Origin of the sequence: Streptomyces durhamensis, from assembly GCF_000725475.1 — a bacterium.
Lineage (GTDB): Bacteria > Actinomycetota > Actinomycetes > Streptomycetales > Streptomycetaceae > Streptomyces > Streptomyces filipinensis.
In genome coordinates this window covers 1-250 of record NZ_JNXR01000207.1, presented here as the reverse complement: position 1 = coordinate 250, position 250 = coordinate 1, and the positions used below count along the sequence as shown (strand labels likewise).

At 72.8% G+C, this 250-nt stretch carries 1 protein-coding gene; it reads right to left on the bottom strand.

Annotated features, from left to right (window positions below; genetic code table 11):
• On the bottom strand, window positions 1-250 hold a 250-nt coding region (locus IO33_RS0142400; protein WP_031174381.1), incomplete at both ends, for a zinc-binding dehydrogenase.

The window sequence follows — 250 nt, the reverse complement described above, 5'->3', positions numbered from 1 at the left end:
CGTCACCAGCACTCCGCCCTGCCGCAGCACGCCGAAGGAACGCTCGGCGTTCCCGCCGCCCAGGGTCTCCAGCACCACGTCCACCGGCGCGTCCCGGAGTACCTCGGTGTAGTCCTGGGTCCGGTGGTCGATCAGCAGGTCCGCGCCCAGGCCACGCAGGAAGTCGTGCTTGGCCGCGCTCGCCGTGCCGATCACCTCTGCGCCGAGGTGCTTGGCCAGCTGCACCGCGATGTGCCCGAGCCCGCCGCCC